Annotated in this window: 27 protein-coding genes; 7 read left to right on the forward strand and 20 right to left on the reverse strand. The window is 41.8% G+C overall.

Translation table 11 applies throughout. The annotated features are described in order from the left end of the window. Nucleotides 1-220 precede the first annotated feature (220 nt). The 5 genes from H6G26_RS10175 to H6G26_RS10195 all read left to right on the forward strand — a co-directional run bounded on the left by H6G26_RS10175 (nt 221) and on the right by H6G26_RS10195 (nt 2653). A complete protein-coding gene (locus H6G26_RS10175; RefSeq protein ID WP_190729134.1) occupies nt 221-502 on the forward strand; it encodes a DUF2281 domain-containing protein in 282 nt (93 codons plus the stop codon). Further along, entirely contained in the window at nt 499-873 is a 375-nt protein-coding gene (locus H6G26_RS10180; RefSeq protein WP_190729135.1) for a type II toxin-antitoxin system PemK/MazF family toxin, read from the forward strand. Before H6G26_RS10175 ends, H6G26_RS10180 begins: the two co-directional genes overlap by 4 nt. A gap of 288 nt (nt 874-1161) precedes the next feature. Then, the gene (locus H6G26_RS10185) at nt 1162-1551 is read left to right on the forward strand and encodes a hypothetical protein (RefSeq protein WP_190729136.1); all 390 of its coding nucleotides are present in this window, start codon (nt 1162-1164) and stop codon (nt 1549-1551) included. Between the two features lie 429 nt (nt 1552-1980). Beyond that, nucleotides 1981-2238, forward strand: a complete 258-nt coding sequence (locus H6G26_RS10190) for a hypothetical protein (RefSeq protein ID WP_190729137.1) — start codon at nt 1981-1983, stop codon at nt 2236-2238. 106 nt (nt 2239-2344) lie between these two features. Next, nucleotides 2345-2653, forward strand: coding sequence for a type II toxin-antitoxin system VapC family toxin (locus H6G26_RS10195; RefSeq protein WP_199326762.1), 309 nt, complete (start codon nt 2345-2347; stop codon nt 2651-2653). A 181-nt stretch (nt 2654-2834) separates the two neighbouring features. Here H6G26_RS10195 and H6G26_RS10200 read toward each other — a convergent pair whose 3' ends face one another. The 9 genes from H6G26_RS10200 to rpmI form a co-directional block, all read right to left on the reverse strand. Continuing rightward, nucleotides 2835-3188, reverse strand: a complete 354-nt coding sequence (locus H6G26_RS10200; RefSeq protein ID WP_190729138.1) for a hypothetical protein — start codon at nt 3186-3188, stop codon at nt 2835-2837. A 16-nt stretch (nt 3189-3204) separates the two neighbouring features. Beyond that, nucleotides 3205-3591, reverse strand: a complete 387-nt coding sequence (locus H6G26_RS10205; RefSeq protein WP_190729139.1) for a hypothetical protein — start codon at nt 3589-3591, stop codon at nt 3205-3207. Nucleotides 3592-3750: 159 nt separating this feature from the next. Beyond that, nucleotides 3751-5277: a ferredoxin:protochlorophyllide reductase (ATP-dependent) subunit B gene (bchB, locus tag H6G26_RS10210; RefSeq protein WP_190729140.1), complete on the reverse strand. Its 1527-nt coding sequence runs from the start codon at nt 5275-5277 to the stop codon at nt 3751-3753. 475 nt (nt 5278-5752) lie between these two features. After that, a complete protein-coding gene (locus H6G26_RS10215) occupies nt 5753-6322 on the reverse strand; it encodes a peptidylprolyl isomerase (protein ID WP_100899212.1) in 570 nt (189 codons plus the stop codon). A 120-nt stretch (nt 6323-6442) separates the two neighbouring features. Further along, complete coding sequence (locus H6G26_RS10220; RefSeq protein ID WP_190729141.1) at nt 6443-8425, reverse strand: primary-amine oxidase; 1983 nt, start codon at nt 8423-8425, stop codon at nt 6443-6445. Between the two features lie 162 nt (nt 8426-8587). Further along, a complete protein-coding gene (locus tag H6G26_RS10225; RefSeq protein ID WP_190729142.1) occupies nt 8588-9112 on the reverse strand; it encodes a tetratricopeptide repeat protein in 525 nt (174 codons plus the stop codon). Nucleotides 9113-9220: 108 nt separating this feature from the next. Then, on the reverse strand, nt 9221-10036 hold the full coding sequence (locus H6G26_RS10230) for a transporter substrate-binding domain-containing protein (protein ID WP_190729143.1): 816 nt from the start codon (nt 10034-10036) through the stop codon (nt 9221-9223). A 12-nt stretch (nt 10037-10048) separates the two neighbouring features. Beyond that, nucleotides 10049-10405, reverse strand: a complete 357-nt coding sequence (rplT, locus tag H6G26_RS10235) for a 50S ribosomal protein L20 (protein WP_069069781.1) — start codon at nt 10403-10405, stop codon at nt 10049-10051. Nucleotides 10406-10424: 19 nt separating this feature from the next. Further along, nucleotides 10425-10622, reverse strand: a complete 198-nt coding sequence (gene rpmI / locus H6G26_RS10240) for a 50S ribosomal protein L35 (RefSeq protein ID WP_190729144.1) — start codon at nt 10620-10622, stop codon at nt 10425-10427. Nucleotides 10623-10735: 113 nt separating this feature from the next. Between rpmI and H6G26_RS10245 the strand changes: the two genes are divergently transcribed. Next, nucleotides 10736-11095: a GrpB family protein gene (locus H6G26_RS10245; protein ID WP_199326763.1), complete on the forward strand. Its 360-nt coding sequence runs from the start codon at nt 10736-10738 to the stop codon at nt 11093-11095. Nucleotides 11096-11384: 289 nt separating this feature from the next. Here the strand turns inward: H6G26_RS10245 and H6G26_RS10250 are convergent, their stop codons facing one another. The 4 genes from H6G26_RS10250 to H6G26_RS10265 form a co-directional block, all read right to left on the reverse strand. Then, nucleotides 11385-13445 (reverse strand): RNB domain-containing ribonuclease, encoded by a 2061-nt coding sequence (locus H6G26_RS10250; protein WP_190729145.1) that lies wholly within the window; start codon nt 13443-13445, stop codon nt 11385-11387. 98 nt (nt 13446-13543) lie between these two features. Then, complete coding sequence (gene rpsR / locus H6G26_RS10255; RefSeq protein WP_012411240.1) at nt 13544-13759, reverse strand: 30S ribosomal protein S18; 216 nt, start codon at nt 13757-13759, stop codon at nt 13544-13546. Between the two features lie 2 nt (nt 13760-13761). Next, complete coding sequence (gene rpmG, locus H6G26_RS10260; RefSeq protein ID WP_012411241.1) at nt 13762-13956, reverse strand: 50S ribosomal protein L33; 195 nt, start codon at nt 13954-13956, stop codon at nt 13762-13764. A 43-nt stretch (nt 13957-13999) separates the two neighbouring features. Beyond that, nucleotides 14000-14557, reverse strand: a complete 558-nt coding sequence (locus H6G26_RS10265) for an RDD family protein (protein WP_190729146.1) — start codon at nt 14555-14557, stop codon at nt 14000-14002. A gap of 986 nt (nt 14558-15543) precedes the next feature. Here H6G26_RS10265 and H6G26_RS10270 point away from each other — a divergent pair. Beyond that, on the forward strand, nt 15544-17211 hold the full coding sequence (locus H6G26_RS10270; protein ID WP_190729147.1) for an MBL fold metallo-hydrolase: 1668 nt from the start codon (nt 15544-15546) through the stop codon (nt 17209-17211). Between the two features lie 77 nt (nt 17212-17288). On the opposite strand, the gene H6G26_RS10275 is transcribed toward H6G26_RS10270, so the two are convergent. The 7 genes from H6G26_RS10275 to H6G26_RS10300 all read right to left on the reverse strand — a co-directional run bounded on the left by H6G26_RS10275 (nt 17289) and on the right by H6G26_RS10300 (nt 22186). Then, nucleotides 17289-17600, reverse strand: a complete 312-nt coding sequence (locus H6G26_RS10275) for a DUF6679 family protein (protein WP_012408115.1) — start codon at nt 17598-17600, stop codon at nt 17289-17291. A gap of 218 nt (nt 17601-17818) precedes the next feature. Further along, the gene (locus H6G26_RS10280; protein ID WP_190729204.1) at nt 17819-17971 is read right to left on the reverse strand and encodes a hypothetical protein; all 153 of its coding nucleotides are present in this window, start codon (nt 17969-17971) and stop codon (nt 17819-17821) included. Between the two features lie 247 nt (nt 17972-18218). Further along, nucleotides 18219-18437: a hypothetical protein gene (locus H6G26_RS42465; RefSeq protein WP_242053653.1), complete on the reverse strand. Its 219-nt coding sequence runs from the start codon at nt 18435-18437 to the stop codon at nt 18219-18221. 300 nt (nt 18438-18737) lie between these two features. Next, entirely contained in the window at nt 18738-19526 is a 789-nt protein-coding gene (locus H6G26_RS10285) for a Nif3-like dinuclear metal center hexameric protein (protein ID WP_190729148.1), read from the reverse strand. A 38-nt stretch (nt 19527-19564) separates the two neighbouring features. Continuing rightward, nucleotides 19565-20314, reverse strand: coding sequence for a hypothetical protein (locus H6G26_RS10290; protein WP_190729149.1), 750 nt, complete (start codon nt 20312-20314; stop codon nt 19565-19567). Nucleotides 20315-20591: 277 nt separating this feature from the next. Then, the gene (locus tag H6G26_RS10295; RefSeq protein ID WP_190729150.1) at nt 20592-21005 is read right to left on the reverse strand and encodes a secondary thiamine-phosphate synthase enzyme YjbQ; all 414 of its coding nucleotides are present in this window, start codon (nt 21003-21005) and stop codon (nt 20592-20594) included. 74 nt (nt 21006-21079) lie between these two features. Continuing rightward, the gene (locus H6G26_RS10300; protein ID WP_190729151.1) at nt 21080-22186 is read right to left on the reverse strand and encodes a glycosyl transferase; all 1107 of its coding nucleotides are present in this window, start codon (nt 22184-22186) and stop codon (nt 21080-21082) included. Between the last annotated feature and the right edge of the window lie 43 nt (nt 22187-22229).

Below are 22229 nucleotides of genomic sequence, written 5' to 3' on the forward strand. Positions count from 1 at the left end.
TATTAATTTTTATTTATCAGTAAATTTTTCTGTTAAGGAATGCGATCGCTTGAGGGGTTGCAGCAGCGATCGCTATAGGTTAACATCTTGCAAGACAAGCTTTGCCAGGATTCATAAATGCATAGTAGGTTGTCGTCAGATATTACTTTTGGGATAAAAGCCTATTATTCTGGCTAGAAGCGATGAGTTACACTATTAAGCAAAGATGGTGTCTGTAAACATGGATTCTCTCAAAGAAAAGATTTTAGAGAAACTAGAACGCCTTCCAGAAAATGCACAGCAGGAAGTTCTAGATTTCTTACAGTTTCTAGAGTGGCGAAAAGAGAATCGTCAGGTATGTCAGTTATCTGTAGTCAATGAAGAATCGGATGCAGGATGGCTAGAGACTGACTTATCAAATTTGGGTAGCTATGAACCTTATGATTGGCAACCCGGCGAACTAGATAAAGGTTTACCTATTAAGTATGTTCCTGGAATGGGAATAGTCGTTGTTGAGGAATGACTACTCGTTCTTTACAGTTTGGGGATGTTGTAACAGCACGTTTTCCTCAACAAAACCCTCAAGGTCGTGAGCAAGAAGGTTATAGACCTGCAATTGTTGTCGGGTTCCCAAGCCGCTTGGGGGTATCTCGCTTTTCGTTAATAGTTGTAATTCCCATGACTACTGATAGAGGGCAAACGTGGGCAATCGCTTCACCAGATTTATATCCACGTTTTGCAGCAGGAGTTGCTGGGTTAAGGTCGCCATCTATTGCTTTATTAGATCAGGTCAGAGTTTTGGATTTTAACCGTATTGTTGATTACCGGGGGAGTTTAACATCTGACGAGTATGAACCTATTTTGATTGGAATTCAGCGCATAATTAGTCCTTAATTTTATCACCCAAAATGGTTAAATTAAGAATAATTTTACTAGGTATAGAACAATAGCAAAACCCAAAAACTGTATTGTTAATGTTGGGTTTTGTCCCTCAAGTTAACCTACGCAAATTACTGGCAAAGCTCAAACTTCACAATAGTTATAATAAATTTTACAATAAATTAACCATTTATTAGTGAGATTGACTTATAAAAAGCTAAAGGGATTAAAATTTTTACTGAAAAAGTTTTTAGTAAATTTAGAAATCAAAAAATTAGGATAATACAACAAGGAGAATTTAAAATGTTTCGGAGCCTGATTGCACTTATCGTTGCATTAGTTCTTACTATTGCTGGAATTACGGAGCCTGCTTACGCTGACTCAAGTAACTCAAATCTTTTGTTTGTAGATAGTAATATCATCAATAATTCAGGATATGCTAATGTAAATAACTGGAATGATTCATTCAATTCTCTTCATTTTCCAGAACTTGAAAATATAGGTGAAAAAATTTTTGATACTGTTGTGGATGGATTTATAAAAACAGGTGGGTTTGCTATTGGAGGAGCATTGGCCTGCTACGCTTTAGATGGAATCGCTACAACGATCTTCCCGCCAGCAGCAGCAGCAGTAGCTTTTTGCCCAGTTGTAGGGGCTGCGTCTGGAGGAGCTAAAGCATTCGCTGGGATTTGATAAGTAGGGTAGGTATTTCTCGCTCCAAATTATTCTATAAATCCTCGTGTAATAAAGCAAACCCTCTAACAACTTCAAAAATAAGATAAAGGCATCCACAAAGGATGCCTTTTATTTTTCAGGATTCTCCCTACCCAATCTACGCTCCTACAGCTTCCTTCGCGGCGTACAACACCTCAGCATTGATTTCTTTGAAACCGCGATCGCAGACAAATTTATTGGTGGTGTTATAGTTTTATATTCTGCTAACTGAAATCATTACTGAATAGCACGTAAAACTTATAATTCACATTTGACAAATAGTTGCGATTGTCCCCAAGCTAGACAAAGACTTTCTTCCACTTGCTATTTGGGCATATAATATTATAAGCATCATAGTTAAATACTCATTTATAATGTTATTTTTATCATTCGGAATTGGTGAATAAAATGGCTAAAACATTAACAATACAGTTGTCAGATGACTTAGAAAGTAAATTAACTGCTCAGGCGCAAAAGCTGAATCTATCTTTAGAAGATTTAATCCTGCAATCGTTATCTCAATCAGCTAAACAGGAAAATATCTCCGAATTAGATCCAATTTTACCTTTACTCGGTACATTGGAATTTAATAATTCTGATGTAGGAGAAAACCACGATCAATATCTCCAGCAAACTTTGCAGCAGGAGTTAAAAATTGGCGAATAAAGTCTTTATAGATACATCGGGGTGGGCTAATTTATTTATTGCAACTGAGTCCTACCATGAACAAGCAAAGCAGTAGTTTCAACATAAACGTCAGCAAAATCAAGCAATGGTAACAACTAATTATGTTGTTATTGAACTGGTGGCTTTGCTAAATAGCCCTTTACGCGTACCTCGTCCGCAGTTATTTAAATACGTAGAAGCTGTCAGAACTGCTCCTTATATCAACTTAATTTATATTGAACCAACAATAGATTCAGCAGCTTGGGAGTTGCTCAAAACTAGAGAAGATAAAGCTTGGTCTTTGGTGGATAGCACTTCTTTTATAATCATGCAACAGCTTGGCATTAAAGAGGCATTAACCACAGATAAGCACTTTGAACAAGCTGGCTTTATTCGTCTGCTGAAATCAGAATAAGTAATAATAAAAGGCATTTATTAAGATATGCCCTTTATTATTAAAAATCGCTAACCCGTTAACTTACGCGCCGACAGCTTCTTTCGCGGCGTACAATACCTCAGCGTTGATTTCTTTGAAACCGCGATCGCAATTAATTTATTGGTGCTGCACTAAATTTATATTCTGTTACGTGAAATCATTACTGAATAGGACGTAAAACTTCTAATTCACTAGGATGAGTTAAAACTTTGCCTAATGGCTCACTGAAATAAACAACTTGATAATTAGGTGCAAGTTCTGTTTGCAATTCCTTCCAAAGACTAATTCCTTCTTCTTCAAAAGCCGCTTCAGCCTCTGCACTCAAATCTGGTGAGTTAGCAGGATCTTGCCAATTTAATGTTGCATTGTAAGCAGATGCCCATTTTCTCAGATGGCTAATGGTTTCTTGACTGAGGGGCAGTTTTGCTGGATCGATATTACCAACTTTATCAGCATCTGCCCACCATAAAGGGTCGCACCCATAATCAGCCATTAGTTTTATCTTTACTGCCATAGCTATTCAGGTGAAATTATGGTAAAGAGGCGGGATTAGCTCCGACTATATAACCATTATCGCCTACACTCACTGCTATGTATTGTGTTTGTCCATTAAAAATTACTTCATAGATTTCCCGGCGAGGTTCTATCGTTCCTTGATAACCAAGAAACTTTCCTCTTGTCACAGCAGCCATAACAGCATCAGGGATTTCATTCTGAGAGATTCCGCGTCTGGCAAAATCATCTTGATGTTCCTTTAAGATGTGTGATAATCCGCTACCTCTTCTACCAGCTTTGCCCTCTTCTAAAAATACGATTTTGCCATCAGCTTGCTTGGCAATCCGCACAACTTTTTCTGGACTGTGCTTAATACCAGCCTGACACAGTGCCGCAAACAATGCCGCTTTGTCATCATTCATATTTAATTTAGTTATTTTAAATAGTTATTGAAAAAATATATAAAAATTAATATTAAATCTATAATATCTCATAATTTAATTTTTATCACTAAAGCAAAAAAATGGGGTAAAGAGTATACATAACTCCTCACCCCTCAATCTTCTCGATTAACCGCTAATCTAAGCCCCGACAGCTTCTTTTGCGGCGTACAAAACCTCAGCGTTGATTTCTTTGAAACCGCGATCGCGGGCAAATTTCTCAGTATTTCGCTTCACTTTGCCGCGAACAAATCCAGGAATCTTATTCAATTCTGCTTGACCATCTTTTGTCCAATTCAAATCAGAATCAGCAGAAATTCCTCTAGTAATAACTTCTTTGGTATCGTGACCACCGAAGATTTCTAATAGGTGATCTTCCATTCCCAAAGTGAAGGAATTGTAGATCAAATCTGTAATCTGATTCGTGCCTTCGTAACCCATAAATGGTTTGTAACCAATGGGGAAGTTTTGAACGTGGATTGGTGCTGCAATTACGCCGCAGGGAATATCCAAACGTTTACCAACGTGGCGTTCCATTTGAGTGCCGAAAATGGCAGAGGGTTCGACACGAGCGATCGCATCCCCAATTTCACCATGATCTTCGGAAATTAGCACTTCATCGCAATACTCGCTAACCTGTTCGCGGAACCAGTCTGCATCATATTTACAGTAGGTTCCAGCCCAAACAACATGAATTCCCATTTCTCGCGCCAGAATCTTGGTGATGGCGGCGGCGTGGGTGTTGTCACCAAATACTACAGCTTTTTTGCCAGTCAAGTTTTGACAGTCAATCGAACGGGAGAACCAAGCAGCCTGAGATACATGCAAGGTTTGCTCATTGATAAAGTCTTCATAGTCAACTTCTGCACCTTGAGCGTTAATTACCTGCTGAATCTTGCGAATACAACGGGCAGTTTCCACTACGCCCATTGGCGTAATGTCTATATAAGGTGTGCCAAATTGTTCTTCCAGGTAACGCGCTGTGGTTAAACCGAGTTCACGGTAAGGCACCAGGTTAAACCAGGCTTTGGGCATCTTCTTCAAGTCGTTCACCGAAGCACCTTCGGGAATTAAGGTATTTACCTCAATTCCTAAGTCAGCCATTAGCCGTTTCAGTTCGGTGCAGTCGTGATTGTTGTGGAAACCAAGGGTAGTAGTACCGATAATGTTCACCGAAGGTTTCGCAGTTTTGCCCTCAGCCAATTCACCCCGCCTCCGGGCTTTTTCAATGTAGTATTGGACGATTTGATCGAGAGTGCGATCGGCGGCTTGCAGTTCGTTGTAGCGGTAGTGGTTCACATCCGCCAGCATTACGTCTCCTTTTGCTTCCAACTGCGCCCGTTCGACAAAGTTGTGCAGGTCTTCTTGCAGAATGCTGGAGGTGCAGGTGGGAGTTAATACAATCAAATCTGGGTGTTCCTCAGCATCTTTGCGGACGATATTATCTACTACCTTCTCTTGGGAGCCGCGTGCCAAAACGTTGCGATCGACGACACTGGTTGTTACCGGAGTGAAATCCCTCTCCCGCGATAGCATGGAGCGCATGACGTTAAAGTAGTCGTCGCCAATGGGGGCGTGCATGATCGCATGGACATTTTTAAAAGAGCTAGCGATTCGCAGAGTGCCGATGTGGGCTGGGCCTGCATACATCCAGTAAGCCAATTTCATGTTTGTGTTCTCCCTTTTCAATAGAAATAACACGGAGTCCGATAAGAGTGGACTATAAGTGTTTGATTATTATTAAATCGTTTCTGATTGTCTCAAAAGTTGTATCCCTGATGAAGTGAAGACTTGTAAGGATTTTAGCTGCGCTGTGTAGGCGTACGCATCGCTCAAACCTTGTTCCTGATTAGAATCTAGCTTCTGAATTTAACAATATTACTGTTGCTTTTTTAAAATAAATCTTAATTTTTCGGCAAATTTGTTTTCAATTTTGGGCGGTGTGTTAACCATCACCAATAAATTTAGAAAATTTATGTACAACTTCTCCAAAATTACAAACATCCTTTTAAAGGATGTTTGTAAAGAATCAGATTGTATTAATATTCCCACTAACCCTCCTTAAAAAAGGAAAAAATGCGGGAATAACACTAGTGCTATTTCTTCATTCAAGGGAATAGAAATTAACCTAGAGAGGTATTAATTACTGCCGAAAAATTTCTACTTTTTCTAACACTACGTCTTGATTCGGACGATCTCTAGTTGTAGGCACATTGGCGATACGGTTGACTATATCCATACCTTCGACAACTTTACCAAAAACACTGTGTTTGCGGTCAAGATGAGGCGTTGGCCCTTCTGTAATGAACCATTGCGAACCATTAGTACCGCGTCCTGCATTTGCCATTGAGAGAATACCGGCGCTAGAGTGTTTCAATTCAGGATGAAATTCATCTTCAAATTGATATCCCGGACCACCAGTACCCCAACGGTTGGCCATATCTGGATAACGAGCCAGGGGATCGCCACACTGAATCATAAAATCAGGGATGACTCGGTGAAAGCGAACTCCATCGTAGGCAGGAGTCCCTTTCTGAGATTGACCTGTTTTAGGGTCTTTCCAGTCGATTGTCCCGGTTGCTAAACCTACAAAATTTTTGACGGTGTTGGGGGTTTTGTCTTCCTCCAAACGAACTATAATTTGACCCAAGGAAGTAATTAAACGAGCGTGCAGTGTGCCATCACCGGGAATATTAATTTCTGGAAAATCCATGAGCTATCCTATGAATGAAAACTGCTAGTATTTGACCTACGATAAGCTTATCAGCATTCAAGTTACAGGTTTACAGATTATGAAAAAACTGAACCAAGGAAACTTTAGAAAACGAATATTTTACTCTGGTAAATTAATCGCTGGATTACGGCTAAAGAATCCTCTAGGGATTAGCTTAAAGCCAACTCGGTGAACAGGCATCACAGGCCAATCTTCCGATCGCGGAATATGAGTTACGCCCATTGTGTACCACAGCACGATATCTTCACCCGTCAAAGATTCATCGTCTGCAATATATTTAGGTAAACCCTGTCCTGGTTGAGTTTGGTTTGGATAATCGCCGCCAGCATAGAGTTCAGCAGGTTTATATTTTGTTACCCAAACGTGGTGAGTCGCAAATTCTGCCTTTTGACGGATGTTTGAGCCTTCCATAGGAAAAAATATGGAGTTTCCACCAGGCATCAGCATATATCCAGGTGCAGCCCCTAGCGTATTTTTCTTATCTGCACTAACAATCATCCATTCTCGACTGCTTTTCATATCCAAATCGCGGACAGCAGCCGTTTCTTTTGTGAGTGGGGTTTCTGTAATTGCGATCGCATTTCCTAAAGGATTTTTCTCATCCATCGGCAAAGCTTTCACATTCATTTCCATCACAGAATTAGCTTGCCCATCGACATCGAAATCTAGGCGATAGTTGAAAAAGTGCTGGTGATTTACTCCGAAGATATTCTTAGCAATTAACTGACCATAGGAATCATCCTCAGATTGCTTTTGAGCTGCCGTTCCCTGCGCCAGTACGATACCCGTTAATTCATTTTGGACTTCCAAAGTCCCATCTTGGTGAAATATCCAATTAATGCTGTAATCATAGTTGTCAATGGCCGCAGTCATAGTCATGACTAATTCTCGACTGCGACGGACATCATTGCGCTGAGTGCCATAGTCATAGTGCTTCCAGAGAATACTGTTATTTCGCTCGTATATGCCGATTACTCCTGGGATGACATAAGGTTCTCCATCGCCATTAGCAAATACAGCATCCAGCAAAAGACCGTTTTCGGGAATTTCCTTACCTAACTCCATTGTGGTTGCTAGGGAACCAAAGTTGTATTCTCCAACATCAAATGCATTCCTAAACGACCAAGTGGGATCTGGATCACCGTAAGGCACTACCGTTTCTGATAAGCTAGCGCGGTATAAAACTGGTCGGACATTTTCCCCGTCGCTGTGTGTCACTTGGTAAAGTACTAATCCACTGCGGGGATGCATTACATAGCGAAACTTCCAACCTTGCCAGCTAATTTCATTGCCTTTAATCTGGAAACTTGCACCATTTGGTTGGAGAATTTTTAATGCTTTAAGTGGTGAAAGTAATTTACCCAAGGACTTTATATCGTAGTTCCAGTTTTCCTTGGAAAAAGGAACTATCCCTCTATCCACGAAACTGGAAATTTTACCTGTGTTCAAATTAACGGTTCCCAATATTCCTTCAATTGGACTGCCGTAATAATTCCAGCGATCGCCCTTGTAGTAGAATAAACCCCGACAAAGACGGTTTCCTGCTGTTTCTTCCTGTTTACTCAGGATTCCTGGGGTCCAACAACTGATTTTGACTTGGTTGAAATTTGTAATTCCCCGCTTTTGCATCGCTGTTTGCCATCGGGGATCGGATTTAAAAGCTTCAGTTGCCAGTTCATATTCTGAAGCGACGATCGCAGGTTGAACAGAGGATATTTCTTTCCAAGAACTTAAGGTTTTGCTTGTTAGATCAACAATTCCTTCATAGGTTTTATTTTGCAATGGCTCATAGATTACCAAAAAAGCATTTCGCCCAAAAGCTTTACCAGGTGTAAAATTTAGAACTTCTTCTTTATCTGGTTCTTGTAAAGCAATAAGTGGAAAAGCTGCCATTTCGCTCAAAGTTTTTTCTCTTTTGATAACCGAAACAGCTGTACTAATTTCTACCTCAGTTAGCGAAGTGATAGGATGAGAAATCGAAGGCTGTTGAGCCGTTAATATTCCCATCAGTCTTAGTGAGATAGAAACGACGACAATAATGGCAATAGCTAGCCACAAAAAACGCTTTAACCGCTTAATCATCTTTTACATTCTTACAAAAGACGTATAGTTATCTATTTCTAAGCCGAAGCTTGAAACCCGATAACTTAAGAAGCTAAAGCCAAATTAATTTGTTAACAATTAGGGGAGCTGGGGACTAGTGAAAAGTTTATTCTCCCATACCCCATGCCCCATGCCCTACATTTAGGCAGAAACTAAACGGCGTAAAGATTCAGCACGGCGTTTAGCAATAGGGTTATTTGGAGCAAGTTTTAGTGCTTCTTCGTAACTTTGTAACGCCTGAGCAGTTAACTTTTTCTTCTCGTAAGCGTGACCAAGATTATTCAACCCTGTTACGTAGTCTGGTTTAGATTTTAGGGCTTCTTTATACTGACGAATTGCTAGGTCATATTGCTCTTGGATAAAATAAACATAACCCAGCCCGTTGTAAATTGGTGCAATATTTTCTTCTCCCTCTTCTTGGGCAGCTTTGATAGCTTTTTGAAACAGCGCGATCGCTTGGGAATATATTTTTTTTTCTGAATAAATACTGGCTAATTCATAATATTCTTGAGCCGTACCCTTTTCTTTCTCTAACTTCTTTCGCAATCTTGCAAAGGAGCCTTCAATCTTGCGAGTTTTGAAAATCTGGCGAAAAACACTCACGGCTGCAAGTGTGAGTATAGTCACAAAAATTGAAAGATAAACAACGGCTAGACTGTTATCCATTGCTGCAAATATAAATATTAAAAGTTGTTTCTGTAATCTATTATCAGTCTATTGTCCTTTGTCAGTTGTCATTTATCCTTTATTATTCACCAATGACTAATGACCAACTTATGGTAAACCCCAATATTGAGAACGTTGCTGGAGCCAACCTTCTGCTAAGTAACGAGCGATCGCTTCATTCACATTTCGTCTTAACTTATCGTACTGCAATCCCTTGGGCATGACTACAGACAAGGGTTCAGTTGATAGCTTGGTTGGCAGTAGCCGATATTGGGGATATTGTTGCACCCAACCGCTTAAAACACTAGCATCTGCGGCAAAGGCTATGGCGGCATTACTTTCTATTTTCTCTCGTGCTTCTTGATAAGAATTCACTCCTACCAACTCGGCGTTTGGCACATAGTACCGCACTTGAGCAATGGTACTGGAGTTATTCAGTACGGCAATTTTTTGTTTTGCCAAATCACTAAACTTCTGCACAGAGGCATCTTTTGTAACTAGTACAGTGCCATCCAAATAGTAGGGAACACTTAAACTAACTATGCGGGCGCGTGATTCGGTTGCTGTTACCCTAGCGATCGCAAAATCAACTTTCTTGTCTAAGACTACAGACAAGCGATCGCGATTCGCTACAGGTTCCAATTTGACAGCCTCGGCTTTACCAAGCAAGTCAAGTGCCAATTGGCGTGCCAAGTCAATTTCCAAGCCTTGCAAATTACCCTTGGCATCTCTAAATCCCAAGGGACGCAAGTTATCTTTAACGGCAACAGTTAGATAGCCCCGTTGCTGAATTTCTGGCATTTCGGCGGCAGATGCAGTTAATCCTGCCCCCACTATAGAAAAGCAAGATATCCAAAAAATAGTGGCGGATAATACCAGATGTAACCGAGTAATTGCTTGCCATCTGTTACATCCGTTATACATCCGTTGCCACCTTTATCCTTTAGCTTGATTTGCTAGTTCAGCAACTTTGCCGAAGCTAGCTGGATCGAGGACTGCTAATTGTGCCAACATCTTGCGATTTAGTTGGATATCAGCTTTTTTCAAGTTACCAATCAACTGGCTGTAGCTCAAGCCGTGTTGCCTTGAAGCAGCGTTGATGCGGGTGATCCAGAGGCGACGAAAATCGCGCTTTTTCTTTTTGCGATCGCGGTAGGCACTCCGTAGCGCCTTCATCACTTGTTGGTTGGCAGTTCTAAACAGAGTTGAGTGAGAACCGCGAAAACCTTTTGCTAGTTTGAGAATTTTATTGCGGCGCTTCCGAGCTACATTACCGCGTTTTACCCGAGTCATAACTTATTTCCTAAAATACTTACAAATATGGGAGCATCAAGTGCACGTTAAGTTCATCGCGTTCATGTACAAGCGCACTCTGGCGCATACTACGCTTTTTGTCAGAAGATTTATGTTCTAAAAGGTGGCTTTTGCCAGCTTTACGACGGACGATTTTGCCGGTGCCGGTGGCACGGAATCGCTTCGCTGCGGCTTTACGAGTCTTTAGTTTAGGCATTGTTTAGCTTTAATTCGACACGATCCATTATTATACTAATAAAATTGCTTGAATGGTAATTAAATAAACGATTTAACCAAGTACCACTGTTATAGACAAAATTAATTTCACCAATGGATGAAGTAAATATAGTCGAATATGACCCACGGTGGCAGACTTTGTTTGCACAAGAAGCCGAGCGTATTTGGCAGGTACTAGGCAATGACTTAGTTGTGGAAATTGAACATATTGGGAGTACGGCAGTCCCAGGAATGGCAGCCAAACCAGTTATTGACATTATGGTAGGAGTCCGTTCCTTAGTAAATGCGAAATCTACTGTTCCGATATTAGAATCTTTGGGATACGTTTATTGGCGTGAAAACCCAGATCCTGGACGGATGTTTTTTTGTGAAAGGAATGCCACCATACGGAAAGCAACGTACTCATCATGTTCATATAGTCGAGGTGAAGAGCGAATTTTAGGAGGAGCATAAGCTATTTTGCGACTATCTGAGAAGGTATCCTGAAGAGGCGAAACGATATGAAGCTTTAAAACGCGATTTGGCGGCAACTTTTCGGAGCGATCGCGAGGCTTATACTAATGGTAAAAATGACTATATCCGGGCTGTGATGTCAAAAGCTCAGTATGAAATTCGTAATTGAATCAATTGGGAACTAAATCCTCAACTAATTTAAGATCACCAAGAAAGACAATTACGCGCGAGTGTTTCACCAACAATTACGAATTACGTTAGTGAGTATTCGAGCGTCATTACGAATTAGTTAATTCGCTGCTGTTTGGGCTTCTTGATAAACTATTTCTTGAAACTGGATCATATCTTTTTGCGGATCGGCGTGGCTGACTTTCACCAATATCTGTTCGCCCAACTTCACAGAACGTTTGAAAACCATTGGCAACTGCAAGCCCAAATCTTCTAACAAAATTAGAGCCAAGTTACTATCTTCTCGCAGCCACATCAACACTGTTACTTCCCAAGTTTCCTCTGGATGACGGCGTAAATACTCCAGAGCATAATATCTATTAGTTTGACGTTCCACCATCGTCACCTCTTGGGTGATGCTGGTAACTGTCATCATCACTTCTTTAAGTTGATCTGCGGTAAATGGTAAAACTTCACCCCGCAAATGGGCTTTAAGTTGGAAGTGGGTAAGTAAGTCACTGTAACGACGGATGGGAGAGGTTGCTTGGGTGTAGGTATCCAAACCTAAACCAGCATGGCGCAGAGGCGTAATGCTCATTTCGCTCTTGGGCATACAACGACGCATAGCGCAGGCGCGAACGAATCCGGCGGGAAGTAGGAGCAATTCCTCTTCTGGGGGTAATTCCGGTTGCGGCTGACCGCGAAAGGGCAAAGGTATGTTATGAGCTTTACCATAACGAGCCGCCACTTCACCGGCAACAATCATCATTTCTGCCACTACTTGCCGCGACGGGGAATCATCCAAAATATCAATGTTGATCTCATCATCTTTGACTTTGATCATCGCTTCCGGCATAGTGATGCTAATTGCCCCTTGAGCGTAACGCCAAGCTTTGCGCTTTTGCGCCCAACTAGCGATCGCTGCAATTTCTGGTTCTGCCTGTACCCGCAATTGCAGCATTTCATCTACATCTTCGTAGGTGAGGCGATAAGTCGGCTTAATCGAACTAGTATGAATGCTGTAATCTTCTACTCCCCCAGTTGTATCTAAAATAATTCCAAAACTGAGGGCGCAACAAACGCGCCCCTGGATCAGACTCATTGGCCCAGTCGCTAATACCTCTGGGAACATCGGAATCATCCCCGTAGGTAAATAGACTGTACTACCCCGCTTTCTCGCTTCCAAATCTAATTCATCTTCTGGTACTAACCATCGAGTCGGATCGGCGATATGCACCCACAGGCGTTCCCGCCCATCGGGTAGTACTTCCCAACTCAGACCATCGTCGATCTCTGTGGTAGTTTCATCATCAATGGTGTAGACCTTCAGGTGAGTCAGATCAAGGCGGTTTGTATCTGAGTCAATTGGCGGGAAATCCCAACGCTGTTGCGCCACTTCTAATACCTTATTAGGAAATTGGATCGGAATTGAAGAACGACGCAGGAACAAGTTTTCATAAGGACTCCAGCAACCCAAATCCACCAACAGCTGAAAGGCTCCTTGGGGTGTTGTGGGTCGTCCCAGCATGGTCATAGTTTCTAATACTGGAGCGCTTGGCGGATAAGCACGAGCCAAGGAGTCATAATTGACCCCTGTCCGCACGGTGTCAGCAAGCAGTGCTGCGTATTTTTCGAGTCCTTCTAAGCGTTGGCGATCGTGGCGCCCCCACTCTACTGCTTCACCTTTGAGTGCCTGCTCTACACGAGTTAAAAATTCCTGCTGTCCCTTAGCTTTTAGTGCCTCTACTTCCATCTGGTGCTTGCGTTCTGCCACCTGAGCAGCTGTTCGCGGCTCGTAAGCGTCTCCTTTTTGCTTGAAATAAAGTTTGTCGTCTGATAACAAGCAATGGGCGGCATAACAAGGAGGCGCGTCTGATGCTGAAAATAGCAGATTCGCCATTTGGTCTGGGGTGACTGTTTCCCCATCTTCAACCAGTAGTTCCCAAGCCACTTCTAAGCTTGATGGATCTAAATAAGGCTTGACCTCCTCCAGAAAATTGGCAATCTCTGAGGGCTTGTACGTCTGTCCGGTAACTGTATAAGTTATTTGTCTTGGCGCGAGGCTGTGGGATTGACCACGTTCGTCTACCACAAACCAGCGGGTTTTACCGTCTGGACGTTCTACGATGCCCAAACGGCGATCGCCTTGAACCCTAAATTCAACTAGCGTCCCCTTCTCCACAACTCTCGCACTTTAATTTGGTGAACAGTTTAAATAGTTTTAAGTTAGGAGTTAGGAGTTTTGATTTTTAACTCATCACTCATAACTCATCACTCTTTTTAGCCTTCCGCATTAATAAATGGCAACAAAGCCACAATCCGCGAACGTTTAATTGCTAATGTCAACTCTCGCTGTTGCTGAGATGTAAGCCCAGTAATCCGACGTGGCAATATTTTACCCCGCTCGGTGACAAACTTACGCAGTAAATCAACATCTTTATAATCGATTGGTTCTCCTGGCTTGATCGGAGAAAGGCGACGACGGAAATAACTCATTTCTACTTAATTTCCTTGTGAACAGTATGTTTGTTGCAGTGGGTGCAGAACTTTTTCAGTTCTAGCCGGTTAGTGGTGTTGCGGCGATTCTTGGTGCTGGTATAACGTGAAACACCAGCAGAACGCTTGTCTGAATTTGTCCGGCACTCAGTACACTCTAGTGTGATAATAATGCGGGCACCTTTACTCTTAGCCATAATCTTACAAACAGTGAAGCCTGAAGAGAATTAACACAAATAACTATCTTCTCACATTCCGCCGCATATTATCAACTAATCTTTTGATTTTTATGTCAAGCGAGTAGCCACGACGCGACGAAACGATGAAAGTTCCGCAATAGCGATCGTGTAAAGCCTGCCGCATCTGGGCATCAGATAAGGCAGTGCCACAATCAATTGCTAGGGGAAGTACTAGCAGTATAACAGTGGGATTGGCTCTAATATTGCTCAGGGCAATTGACACTAAAAGGGCACCCAAGCCGACGATCGCCTCTCGCTTCACTAGTGAGAGCAAATCTGGAATTCTTCCCACTACTTCCCCATCTTCAACTTCCAAGACTTTTAAATCGAATGCCCAACGCCCTAAACTCTGCCCTTGATTGTTGTATACCACCAGCACCCGCAAAATCAGCCAAAGTATCACAAAAACTAGGATTTGCACAAATTGAATCCCGATATCGCCGCCTCCCAGTAGGGAACTGACTAACCAGACACCAAGGAAATCAAGCCCCAATGCCATACCTCGCCGCCCAATTTCAGCCTTGGGATAGTGTTTTTGGGGAAGTCGTTCGATAGTCATACAACACAGGTATTTTTATTTAGGGGTTGGGAAATAATTGCTCCTGTTTTTAATATTAAGGTGATGGCTTGGGTTTGGCGTTTAGGCTATAACCGGATTGGCAACAGTTAAGACAATCAATCCTAACTACTGAGGATTTTGAGGGGCTGTAGAGGATTACTCCTTGTCATATTGCTTCACATTTAAATGGATAGACAGGTGAACCGAAAAGTTCTACAATCTGACTGATTGCGGTAAATTTACCTATTGCCCAATCCCCATAAGCATAGTAAAGATTTTCTAGTGATTACGTTTGATTGCGGAAGCACTAAATTAATATAAGGAAGTCTTGAGTAAAGGGCAGCAAACAAATGGATGTAAAGCTGATTTTAGCTGGATTAACAGTTATATTTACGCTTTCGTGCTTGTTTTTTGGCACGAAAAATGGATTTTATGATTCAGATAACTATCACGGCAATGGCTCTGCACATTGAAAAAAGTCTGTAGACGCTTGAGCGACTTCCTATAGGATAAGTTGGCTCAGATAGCTCAGAACTTGCAAAGAGAAAATAAACAAGAAGCATCCTTGAGCTAGTAGTTTGATGGCTTCTCGTTAGTCCACCTTTCCGAACCAGTGCGGGTTCGGTGGAGGCGTCCTCCCCAATCAAGCCGCCAAAGGCGGCAAGGCAGAAGGCAGGAGGCAGAAGGCAGAAGGAACACCTCTCCCATGAAGGGAAGAGGTTTGTGCAAGGACGCATCTTTTCTCGTGCTGTGTATCTCGAAAAGAATATTCCTACTTTTTCGCGCCACTTGCGGGCGAGGTTTGTACCTTTTCTTCCAACTGAGCCTCCTGCCCTCTGCCTCCTGCCTTTCTTCTATCTAAAATCTGTATTTTCAGGGTGTAGGGGCGCACGATAAAACTTACCCCTAAGTCACAAAACCAAAATTTGTGTAATTTTTGGCTTTTGGGATATGTCCATGATGATGAGATTTGAGGGGAGGACAGTATGAAGGATAATCTGTCGGCATCCTCTCGCGTAGATGCTGCGGAAGTGGGTACTGAATTAGAATGTTTGCCCTATAGTGTCCAGCATTACGATGAGGGTGTGTGTTTATTGGTGAAGATGGGCCCACACCGTATCCTGTTGGACTGTGGTTTGGAGGATATTTCATCGCTGGTTAAAGGGCTTACTAAGTCGGTAGGTGGAGCTAGTTCGTCCCTACCGGCAGATTTAGTTTTGATTAGTCATGCCCACCCAGATCACGCCAGAGGCTTACTGGCACTGCATAAAGCTTTTCCAAAGTTACCTATTTATGGTAGTGAAGTAACCAGCAAGTTACTGCCGTTGAATTGGCTAGACCAAGATGCTGAGAAAATTTCCGAATTTTGTCATGCCTTGCCGTTGCGATCGCCTGTGGAATTCCAAGATGGTTTGGTGGCAGAATTATTTCCCGCAGGGCATCTACCGGGGGCAGTGGCAATTCTCCTTACCTACACCACAAAGCAGCGTACTTACAAGCTACTGTATACAGGAGATTTTTTCCTGTCAAACTCCCGGTTGGTAGAAGGTTTGCGTTTAGAGGAACTGCGAGGATTAAACTTGGATGTGCTAATTATTGAAGGCAGTTATGGCACATCCCGGCATCCTCACCGCCGCAACCAAGAAAATCAACTAGCAGAGCGAATTAATCGCGCGATCGCTGACCATTGTTCCGTGATCCTTCCCACTCCTGCTTTAGGATTGGGTCAAGAATTATTAATGCTCTTACGCTCTCATCACCACTTCACCGGACGAGATATAGATATCTGGGTAGATGGTGCTGTTGCTATTGGGTGTGATGCCTATTTAGAGTTGCTAACCCACCTTCCCCCATCTGTACAAAACTTCGCCCGCCATCAACCCTTGTTTTGGGATGAACGGGTGCGTCCGCGCGTGCGTCGTTTACAAGCAGAACATCGTCCCACTGTGGGTAAGTCTCCTTGTATAGTCCTTACTGACTCTACAGATGATTTGGGTAAGCACTGCCAACTAGACACTGGCCCTTGGCTGATTCTTTTACCAGAAAAAATTGATATAAAAGTTAATAAAGAATATTTAGCACCCACCACTGTCGAAACCTATCTCTTAGCTCAACATAGTGATGGCCCTGGTACTACGCAGTTAATTCATAATTTACGACCCCAGCACGTCATTTTTGTCCACGGTTCTCCTGCCTACTTGGCAGACCTGACTAGCTTAGAGGAGTTGCAAAACCGCTACCATATCCATTCACCGGCGGCTGAAACTTTAGTAGAGTTGCCTATTGGCGATACATTTTTACAACCGGCAGCCCCAGAAACGAACTACGAAGGCGAACTGACAGAGTTGGGAACAGTAATCACAATCACCTTAGCCGATGTGATTACTGCTGATCCTCGTTGGCGGCAATTTGCTGATACTGGTTTAATCGAGGCTCGTTGGCAAGGGGAAGAACTAGTATTGAGGGGATTGTCTCAACGAGAATTGCTCAACCAAAATAGCGATCGCTATACATGGACAGATGTAGACTGTTGCGGTACTTGCCGACACCAAAGGGGGCAGCGATGTTGGAATCCAGCTTCCCCGTTGTATAACTTTAAGGTAACTCTAGAAGGTTACTGTCCTGCTTTTGAAGGTTTAAATGATAGCCAATAGTCATTAATCCGGTGTCCTTGGTCATTTTTAATTAATGACAAATGACGAATGACTAATGACTACTAACTAATGACTGATTATTCTGGATTCGAGTCAGTGTAACGGTTGTGGATGCGTTCGGCTTCGGGACAGTCTTCAGTCATCAAAGGTTCCACATTACCGCGTGGTACTGAAGCCAGTTTTTGCGTTACAGCACCAATGCTCTCGAGGCGAACCATTTCTTCCCAAGAACAAACTTCGTCCTCTTCTTCTGTTTCATAGCGTAGGGTCACTAAATCTCCCTCTATGTCGATGATGCGGGCGCGTTCAATCCAGCGTTGCTGGTCCCGCAAGAAAACACATACCTCGCGCCCATCGCAACAGAGTTGATAAATCTTGCGGTGTAGCATGTATTGTTTCTGCCTTTTTAAACAACGTAGTTAAACCTGTCAAAATCTGGGTTCTACCCCATTACATTACACCTTTAAGAGGTTAATTTCACCGTTCAGAACAAGTATGCTTCATAACTCAATCCCAAGACTTGCTTGTAGTTGTCAAATATTAGGAAATTTTAAGTCATAAATCAATGGTTGCTCTAGCAATGAACTCAATCTCCCTCTGGCTCATTCTACCGAATGCCTGCTTCATAGAAGTCAAACAATTCGGAACCTGTTCTAACCAGGTTCATATTTGCTGGTGAGTCCTTCTTACCATTATGTAATAAAGAATACTCCAAAACAATCGTTGATTGCGGTTGTTTAACTTGCCTAGTTTTACTCATTGGCATTACTGGGAAGTCCGGGGATTTGGCTTTACTTTTACCCATGTGTATCTGATCTTAACTCATTCTCTTGCTGACCTTGATGGTTTTCAACAATAAGACTCAAAGAGTTTTAAGTTTTTAAGATTTTTGCCTGATAATAGCTAAGGAAAAGACAACGGAGTAGGTGAAAGAAGCAGAGGGCAAAGGAGATGAGGGGCAGAGAGTAAAGACGATAAAAAAATTACCCTCTGCTTCTTTTGGAGTATCAGCAAGATTTATACGGTAACGGAAATTGCATAAGCACGTTCGACGAGGACGCTTCTCGTTTAATTTTACCTACGCGAACTGCATCGTATAGGGCTGCGAGGGCTGACAAATCCTCTTCCTTCCAGCATTTAGTGACCAGCACTTGATGAAGTAAACCCTCAGATTCAACACTAAGATATCCAGTTTGGAAAGCAGATTCAACGAGTGTGCGAATCATCTTGGTTAGGGGTTAGGGCAGAGTAAATAAATTCCTTACCTCAAGTGTGAAACATTTTCCTTTGCTACTAGTTGATATGGAACATGAATATCAGGTGATTATAATTACACGTAATTAGTGATTTCAATCACAACAATAGGCTATAGCATTAACTTTAGATGCATTTACCTGTAAATATACTTAAATAAATCGTTATAAAAATCTTTAGTACCGATCTTGAGATGGCACATAATTTAAACACATTAAAATATAGAAAAATCTTTAAGTAAATATCCAACAAATATAGTGAAACATACGCAATCAAGCAAAAAACTGGCGGAAATCTTCATCCTGTTGACTTAATTGCACCCAGTCTAGGTTTAAGGAGTGGAATTTTTGCACCAACCGATCGCAAGCCGGACGTTCGGTAGCGTAATGTCCGGCATCGATTAAAATGAGATTGCAATCGCGGCTTTCTTGAAACTGATGAAACTTACAGTCAGAAGTCAGATAAGCTTGGGCACCAGTTTTGACGACGGCTGAAATAAAACTAGCCCCCGAACCACCCAAAACAGCAACTCGTGAAATTGTTTGCTGTAAATCAGTAGTTGGAGAAAAAATCAAATTAGGAGAAGCAAGTCGGGTTTGAATAGCTGCGAGTAATTCCTGTAATGTTAGAAATGGCTCTAGCAAACCAACACGACCATATCCTAACCCTGCTTGTGTCGGTACTATAGGAGTAACTTCTTTAAGTTCTAAAATCTGAGCCAAAACGTCAGCAGTACCATCCTGCACTTGATCAAAATTTGTGTGAGCAGTGTAAATACCAATATTGTGGGTGAACGATAACCGTACCATTTCTGCGATCGCTTCACCAGTGCGTAAAGATTTGGGGGGAGTAAAAATTAAGGGATGATGAGCAAATATTAGATTAGCATTCAGAGCGATCGCTTCCTGCATTACTGCCAAAGTCGGTGTCAAACATACCAAAACCCGTGCTTTTTCCTGCAACACTCCTGGTTCAATCTGCCAGCCGCAATTATCCCAGCTTTCACACCAAGCGGGATTTGCCCACGCTTCAAACCAAGTAATTAAGTCAGCAATTTTCATAAATATTTTCTTCAGCAATTTTTAATTTTAATTGCTAATCAGTGTTTCTGTGGTTGAATATTTAATTCTAATGCTAATTGCTGGCGTATTTCTTGGAAAGGTTTGTTCCAGACAGGGCTAGCATTCCAGTTCCATACTGCTACTGGGATAAGTCGCTCCTCAGCCAGATAAGTTAGCAGACGACATTCATCTTCTGGTTCACGAGAAAATGTGAAGGGATTGCGGTAACCTGTGTCACATAATTTATAAGATGCGACCTGACCATAACTAATACGTTGTAAAATTTCTTTACCTTTATTGAGCAAATAATCTAAATAAACCGGACTAAAAGGCTCTATATGGGCGCGTTTTTGTGGCTCTTTTTGTACCCATCTTGCCCACTCAAACCCATACATAAAATCGTGAACGTAACGGAAGCGAATTTCTGTTTTACTTCCAAACATTTCGATCAGAGAAACCATCTTTTCACCAAAAACCTTTAAAAAAGTGATAGCACCCTCATCTGCTACTAAAGCCTGTCTAAGCGTACTACTGACTAGAAAATCAAAATCCCAAAATATGTTTTCTGGAAAGTTTTGTAACTGAGTATGAACTATATTTTCGAGAGTTTCCTGAAGGGTTAAAATAATTTCAATTTCGGTGTTTTGTTCAGTAATCAAATTTCCCAATTCTGCAAAACTAGTAATTAAGGTCTTTTGGGGATTAAGTGATAACAACTGAATCGACTGTTGGGCAAGGATTTCATCAATATATTGGAAAGTATGAGTTGGTGTCAGTTCTTGCTTCATAGTAATTGAAATAGCCCAGACAGCTTAGACTAAATATTAGTTTAGCTCGAAAGAATTAGGTTTTTAAATACTCATAAATAAACTTTACTTTTTAATTTACAAATTGACACGAATTATTTAAGGTGTCTCTGATTAATTTTCAGAACAAAGCGATCGCGGCGAAATTTATTTCATGTATATCACCGCGAGTTTATGAGATTATAGCCAAAGGGTAAGCGGGATAACCAGAGTATTTAAACTCTACACAACTCTATTTTAAATAAAACTTGAGAATTGGCTATCCAGAAATATGGATAACCAATTCTCTGAAATGACTGCGCTGGCGATGTTCCCAAATATAAATTCCTTGCCAAGTTCCCAGTACCAAATGACCACGGTTAATGGGGATATGTTCAGAAGTGTGGGTGAGTGCGGTACGAATATGTGCCGGCATATCATCGGGGCCTTCTGCATCGTGAATGTATTTTCCCGATTCTGGCACGAGTTTTGCCATAAAGTTAGCTAAATCCACAAGAACATCAGGATCGGCATTTTCTTGAATGACTAAACTGGCTGAAGTGTGGCGTAAAAATAGAGTACAAAGACCAGTTTCAACTCCCGATTCTGCAACTGTGGCTTCAATTTTTGCAGTGATATTGTAAAAAGATTTACCAGTGGTGGAAATTTTTAGTAGCTTTTGGTAGTGAGTCATTTAAAACACTGTTATTGATGTTGGTAAGAGCTAATTAGCGGTTTAATCTGTTAGATGTTGCCATTGTTCCAATATTAATTTATGTTGTTTTGAAGAACTTTATTCGGCTCGAAATAATTAATTACAGCATGAGCGATCGCTTCATTACCATCCTTCGCAATTGGTTGAGATTGCTTTGGCGATTGAGGTAACTCACACAGAAAATCCCAAGTTCCTTGAAAAAACTCAGATGGGGTAATGATTTGATGCTGGTTATAATTTGTTATGCCTTCTATTAGAAAAGTTGCTTCGGCAAAGTCCTCACGGGGGATGGTAACAATAGGTACTCCTAAGAGTGCGGCTTCAGCAAAAGTACTGTAACCAGGTTTAGAAATGACTCGCCCACAAATAGGCATAAAATCTACAGGGCGGTATTTGCGGTCATCAATTTTTACTAAATTAGGTAAATCAGGGGCAGATTGATCAAAGATAATAAATTGCCAATCTGGGAATCGCCGCAGGTTATCGTAGGGAATTTGCTGTAAACCCAAGCCGCCAAAGGTCAACAAAATAGTTTTTTCGATTGGTGCAGTTATTCCCCAAAGAGAACGTAAATCATCAGCAGAGTGACGGGGGGAACCGCCTGTTAAACCGACATTTGTGATATTGTTAAAAGCTTGCATCGGTTCGTAGAAGGGTAGACGAAACAGGCGATCGCACTTTGAATACCAATCACTAATCCAATCTGCAACTGCGGTAAATTCACCTCCCCAATCTCGGTAGATAAAGTCCCAGCCAAAGTTACTCATCATCCAGCAGGGAATGTTTGCACCTTTGGCAAACCCAGGAGCAAGGAAGGGAATATCTGCCAAGATGAGATTAACGCGATTCTGACGGATAAAATTAACCTCTGAGGCAATGAGCGAATTCTGATGCTTTTTAATATCCAGCAACTTTTCTAAAGTCGCTACTTTATCCATTGTCAAACTATCAGCTTGCACCACACCCAAATCAAATGCACGAGGACGATAGATAAAATCGCCTTCTATATAGCACTCTAGCAACCAGCGCGGGGCAGTAGTTACCAGAATTAGCAGAACTTCTGGACATAATTTTTGAATTGTCCCAGCTACAGAAGCCATGCGAGTAGCATGACCAAAGCCGTGGTTAGTTATCGCTAAGTATAAGATTGGGCGTTCCATTTTAAGTTAGGAGTTAAGAGTTACAAGTTAAAATCATAATTCC

The sequence above is a fragment of the Nostoc sp. FACHB-888 genome (genome assembly GCF_014696655.1).
Classification (GTDB): Bacteria; Cyanobacteriota; Cyanobacteriia; order Cyanobacteriales; family Nostocaceae; genus Nostoc.

Excerpts from the sequence above, each read along its gene's own strand:
- H6G26_RS10275 (WP_012408115.1), bottom strand. The coding sequence starts at position 17,600 with ATGCTACACCGCAAGATTTATCAACTCTGTTGCGATGGGCGCGAGGTA.
- H6G26_RS10205 (WP_190729139.1), bottom strand. The coding sequence starts at position 3,591 with ATGAATGATGACAAAGCGGCATTGTTTGCGGCACTGTGTCAGGCTGGT.
- H6G26_RS10230 (WP_190729143.1), bottom strand. The coding sequence starts at position 10,036 with ATGTATAACGGATGTAACAGATGGCAAGCAATTACTCGGTTACATCTG.
- rpmG (WP_012411241.1), bottom strand. The coding sequence starts at position 13,956 with ATGGCTAAGAGTAAAGGTGCCCGCATTATTATCACACTAGAGTGTACT.
- H6G26_RS10270 (WP_190729147.1), top strand. The coding sequence starts at position 15,544 with ATGAAGGATAATCTGTCGGCATCCTCTCGCGTAGATGCTGCGGAAGTG.
- H6G26_RS10215 (WP_100899212.1), bottom strand. The coding sequence starts at position 6,322 with ATGGATTTTCCAGAAATTAATATTCCCGGTGATGGCACACTGCACGCT.
- H6G26_RS10185 (WP_190729136.1), top strand. The coding sequence starts at position 1,162 with ATGTTTCGGAGCCTGATTGCACTTATCGTTGCATTAGTTCTTACTATT.
- H6G26_RS10285 (WP_190729148.1), bottom strand. The coding sequence starts at position 19,526 with ATGAAAATTGCTGACTTAATTACTTGGTTTGAAGCGTGGGCAAATCCC.
- bchB (WP_190729140.1), bottom strand. The coding sequence starts at position 5,277 with ATGAAATTGGCTTACTGGATGTATGCAGGCCCAGCCCACATCGGCACT.
- H6G26_RS10290 (WP_190729149.1), bottom strand. The coding sequence starts at position 20,314 with ATGAAGCAAGAACTGACACCAACTCATACTTTCCAATATATTGATGAA.
- H6G26_RS10245 (WP_199326763.1), top strand. The coding sequence starts at position 10,736 with ATGGATGAAGTAAATATAGTCGAATATGACCCACGGTGGCAGACTTTG.
- H6G26_RS10280 (WP_190729204.1), bottom strand. The coding sequence starts at position 17,971 with ATGAGTAAAACTAGGCAAGTTAAACAACCGCAATCAACGATTGTTTTG.
- rplT (WP_069069781.1), bottom strand. The coding sequence starts at position 10,405 with ATGACTCGGGTAAAACGCGGTAATGTAGCTCGGAAGCGCCGCAATAAA.
- H6G26_RS10225 (WP_190729142.1), bottom strand. The coding sequence starts at position 9,112 with ATGGATAACAGTCTAGCCGTTGTTTATCTTTCAATTTTTGTGACTATA.
- H6G26_RS10200 (WP_190729138.1), bottom strand. The coding sequence starts at position 3,188 with ATGGCAGTAAAGATAAAACTAATGGCTGATTATGGGTGCGACCCTTTA.
- rpmI (WP_190729144.1), bottom strand. The coding sequence starts at position 10,622 with ATGCCTAAACTAAAGACTCGTAAAGCCGCAGCGAAGCGATTCCGTGCC.
- H6G26_RS10175 (WP_190729134.1), top strand. The coding sequence starts at position 221 with ATGGATTCTCTCAAAGAAAAGATTTTAGAGAAACTAGAACGCCTTCCA.
- H6G26_RS10295 (WP_190729150.1), bottom strand. The coding sequence starts at position 21,005 with ATGACTCACTACCAAAAGCTACTAAAAATTTCCACCACTGGTAAATCT.
- H6G26_RS10300 (WP_190729151.1), bottom strand. The coding sequence starts at position 22,186 with ATGGAACGCCCAATCTTATACTTAGCGATAACTAACCACGGCTTTGGT.
- H6G26_RS10180 (WP_190729135.1), top strand. The coding sequence starts at position 499 with ATGACTACTCGTTCTTTACAGTTTGGGGATGTTGTAACAGCACGTTTT.
- H6G26_RS42465 (WP_242053653.1), bottom strand. The coding sequence starts at position 18,437 with ATGATTCGCACACTCGTTGAATCTGCTTTCCAAACTGGATATCTTAGT.
- H6G26_RS10195 (WP_199326762.1), top strand. The coding sequence starts at position 2,345 with ATGGTAACAACTAATTATGTTGTTATTGAACTGGTGGCTTTGCTAAAT.
- H6G26_RS10220 (WP_190729141.1), bottom strand. The coding sequence starts at position 8,425 with ATGATTAAGCGGTTAAAGCGTTTTTTGTGGCTAGCTATTGCCATTATT.
- H6G26_RS10190 (WP_190729137.1), top strand. The coding sequence starts at position 1,981 with ATGGCTAAAACATTAACAATACAGTTGTCAGATGACTTAGAAAGTAAA.
- H6G26_RS10265 (WP_190729146.1), bottom strand. The coding sequence starts at position 14,557 with ATGACTATCGAACGACTTCCCCAAAAACACTATCCCAAGGCTGAAATT.
- rpsR (WP_012411240.1), bottom strand. The coding sequence starts at position 13,759 with ATGAGTTATTTCCGTCGTCGCCTTTCTCCGATCAAGCCAGGAGAACCA.